Source organism: Mesorhizobium sp. M7A.F.Ca.CA.002.04.1.1, from assembly GCF_004022805.1.
Classification (GTDB): domain Bacteria; phylum Pseudomonadota; class Alphaproteobacteria; order Rhizobiales; family Rhizobiaceae; genus Mesorhizobium; species Mesorhizobium ciceri.
This window is the reverse complement of record NZ_RZPL01000726.1, coordinates 1-2,794: the sequence shown is the minus strand read 5'-3', so window position 1 is coordinate 2,794 and position 2,794 is coordinate 1. Positions and strand designations below refer to the sequence as shown.

Sequence of the window (2,794 nt, the reverse complement as noted above, 5' to 3'; positions counted from 1 at the left end):
CCTTCCATCAGTCCCACAACCGGAACTGCTGGAGATCTAGTTCCTTGGCCAATGTGGCGGAAGGCGCAGCATTTGCATCTTATTCGTGCGTTTGGCGCCATATCATGTCATGATCTGCCGATGACATCACCCGATCTCAACTTACTGTTCGCTCTCGACGTCCTGCTGACCGAAGGCAGCGTGGCGCGCGCCGCCAGCCGCCTACGCCTCAGCCCTTCGGCGATGAGCCGCACGCTGGCGCGACTGCGCCAGGCGACGGGCGATCCGCTGCTGGTTCGCGCCGGTCGAGGCCTTGTGGCTACGCCGCGTGCGGAAGAACTGCGACAGCAGGTAGGCCCTGTCGTCCAGGATGCGGAGGCGATCCTGCGCCCTGCCACCTTGCTCGATCTCCCGAACCTGGACAGGGTCTTCACGCTGCGCACCAATGAGAGCTTCGTCGAAGAGTTCGCACCTCGTCTCGTTGCCCGTATCCAGGCCGATGCGCCCGGCGTGCGGCTGCGCTTTGCACCGAAGTCCGACCGGGACGTCATGTCGCTGCGCGACGCGGCGATCGATCTGGACATAGGCGTCGCTGGCGAGACCGGCCCGGAGGTGCGCATCCAGGCGCTGCTTCGCGACCGCTTCATCGGCGCCGTGCGAACGGGCCATCCCTTGACCGAGGGCGCGGTGACGCCTGAGCGCTATGCCGCAGGCCGACACATCAGCGTTTCACGGCGTGGCCGCGAGAAAGGGCCGATCGACGAGGCTTTGAACCGGCTCGGGCTGCGGCGGACCGTCGTGTGCATGGTTTCCGGTTTCTCGGCAGCCCTTGCCATGGCCCGCACATCAGACCTGATCGCCAGCGTTCCGGAGCGGCATACCGAGGGCGCACGCGCCGGCATGCGCAGTTTTCCCCTGCCGGTTGCCACCGCGGAAGTCACTATCTCCATGCTCTGGCATCCGCGCCTCGATGCCGATCCGGCGCAACGCTGGTTGCGCGACTGTGTGCGGGAGGTGTGTGCGGCGTCGCGCTGACAACGATGAGAAGCCTGCGCCAACCGCCCAGGCTTCTCATCTGTCCAGTCTATTCGGTTTGGCGTTTCTGCAAATGCCTCAGTGCGCTTAGTGTGAGCGTCGCCATGACCGAACAGTAGGCGACCAGCGGCCACGCCGTGTCTCCGCCGAGCAGGACGACGAACAACGTGCCGAAGATGCCGACGACAAGGCTCTGGATGCAGAAGTAGAGTGCGACTGCGGTTCCCGCGACATCGCCAAACGCCTCGAGTGCACCGTTTGCGGTGACTGAGACAATGAAGACGATACCCACGGCAACGACCCACATCGGCAAGATAAATGTCGCGAAGGAGGGCTGTGCGAACAGTTGCCCCACTGCCAATAGCGCCGCGCCGAACAGCAGCATCGCCATGCCCCTGATGGCACTGCCGGCGATGCCCCAGCTTGCAATGAACCTTCTGGCGAAACGGGTGGTGACGATCATCACCAGCGCCGCGGTGGCGAAGGCTAGACTGAAGCCGAACTGTGAAAAGCCGGCGCGATCCATGAGCACCCGTGGCGCAGTCGAAAAGAACACGAAGAAGGCGCCCATGGCGGCACTGAATGCAAGCGTGTAGGTCCAGAAGGCAAGACTGGAGAGAATGGGTCGAAGCGCCATTCGCCTGGTATCGCCATTCGAGGGGCGGGTTTCGTGCCATTTCGGCCATGCGTTGAGGGTAGCTGCCGTGGCCAGGACTCCGAGCGTCAGGAAGATCGCCCGCCAGCCGAAATTGTCGGCAATCAACGCACCGGCAACCGGCCCCAACGCCGGCACGAAAGCCAACATCGAGCTGAACAGGCCGTAAATGACGGCACTTTCGGGTCTTTGCGCATAGACGTCGCGAACCGTTGCGAAGGTTGCAACGAGAATGGCGGACGCACCAATGGACTGCATGACGCGCAGGACGACGAAGACAGCGGCCAGTGAGGTGCTGGCGAGCAGAAAGGAAGCGCCTGAAAACAAAAGCGCGCCACCGATCAGCACCGGGCGCCTGCCGATCCTGTCGGAAATCGGGCCGAAGACGACTTGGCCGAGCCCAAGACAGATCATGTAGAGGCTCAGCGTCAGCTGGATGACATCAGGCGATGTCTCGAGGATCCCCGGCATCGCCGGGACAATCGGGAGGTAGATGTCCATGGCCAGCGAGGCCAGGATGTCGAAGGGCGCCATCAGCACCATGGCTGCTGGCAGGGAAGTGGTCCATGTCGGGTTTTTTGGAAAAGGCATGATTGAACATCCGCTCAAATGGCTACATTTGGCGGCGATCTGCCGTTCTCAATGAAGATGGGAAATGACGGGCCGCCGCAACAACGAAGTGCTGTTGCGGCCTACTTGTCTGCTGACTTGCTGGTTCCCATAAACGCTATCCCGGAAAATGACGGCGCAGACATTCTCTCGAGTGCGCTCGCGTTTCCCTAGCAGCCGAAGGTTGCCCAGGCAACAGGATCAGCTTGATGCGCGTCAACGCGCCATCGCCGCCTCGAGCACCCTGAAAATCCGCTCGTCCGCGCATTGGGCAACGTTGAAGCGCAGGAAACGGCCAGCCGTTCCGGACAGGCTGAATGCGTTGCCGGGCGCCAGCACGATGTTGTCGGCCAGAGAGCGGCGGGCGACTTCGGCCGCATCGACGCCGTCCGGCAGACTGCACCACAGGAAGAGGCCAGCCGGCTGGTCGATCCACGGCGTGATGCCGATCGCTTTCAGGTGGGCGGCCGTCTCGCCCATGGCGCGCGCAAGCTTCGCGCGCAGCAAATCCATGTG

At 62.8% G+C, this 2,794-nt stretch carries 3 protein-coding genes; 1 reads left to right on the top strand and 2 read right to left on the bottom strand.

The genetic code is table 11. The annotated features are described in order from the left end of the window. Positions 1-120: 120 nt before the first annotated feature. Complete coding sequence (locus tag ENZ75_RS27450; RefSeq protein WP_063170254.1) at positions 121-1,014, top strand: LysR family transcriptional regulator; 894 nt, start codon at positions 121-123, stop codon at positions 1,012-1,014. A gap of 49 nt (positions 1,015-1,063) precedes the next feature. On the opposite strand, the gene cml is transcribed toward ENZ75_RS27450, so the two are convergent. Together cml and ENZ75_RS27440 are read right to left on the bottom strand one after the other, a co-directional pair. Next, on the bottom strand, positions 1,064-2,260 hold the full coding sequence (cml, locus tag ENZ75_RS27445) for a CmlA/FloR family chloramphenicol efflux MFS transporter (protein ID WP_063168161.1): 1,197 nt from the start codon (positions 2,258-2,260) through the stop codon (positions 1,064-1,066). A 234-nt stretch (positions 2,261-2,494) separates the two neighbouring features. Beyond that, on the bottom strand, positions 2,495-2,794 hold a 300-nt coding region (locus tag ENZ75_RS27440), incomplete at its 5' end, for an aminotransferase class I/II-fold pyridoxal phosphate-dependent enzyme (RefSeq protein WP_348630631.1).

What these genes read in the sequence shown, in the direction of transcription:
- cml (WP_063168161.1), bottom strand. Translation starts at nt 2,260, where the DNA reads ATGCCTTTTCCAAAAAACCCGACATGGACCACTTCCCTGCCAGCAGCC.
- ENZ75_RS27450 (WP_063170254.1), top strand. Translation starts at nt 121, where the DNA reads ATGACATCACCCGATCTCAACTTACTGTTCGCTCTCGACGTCCTGCTG.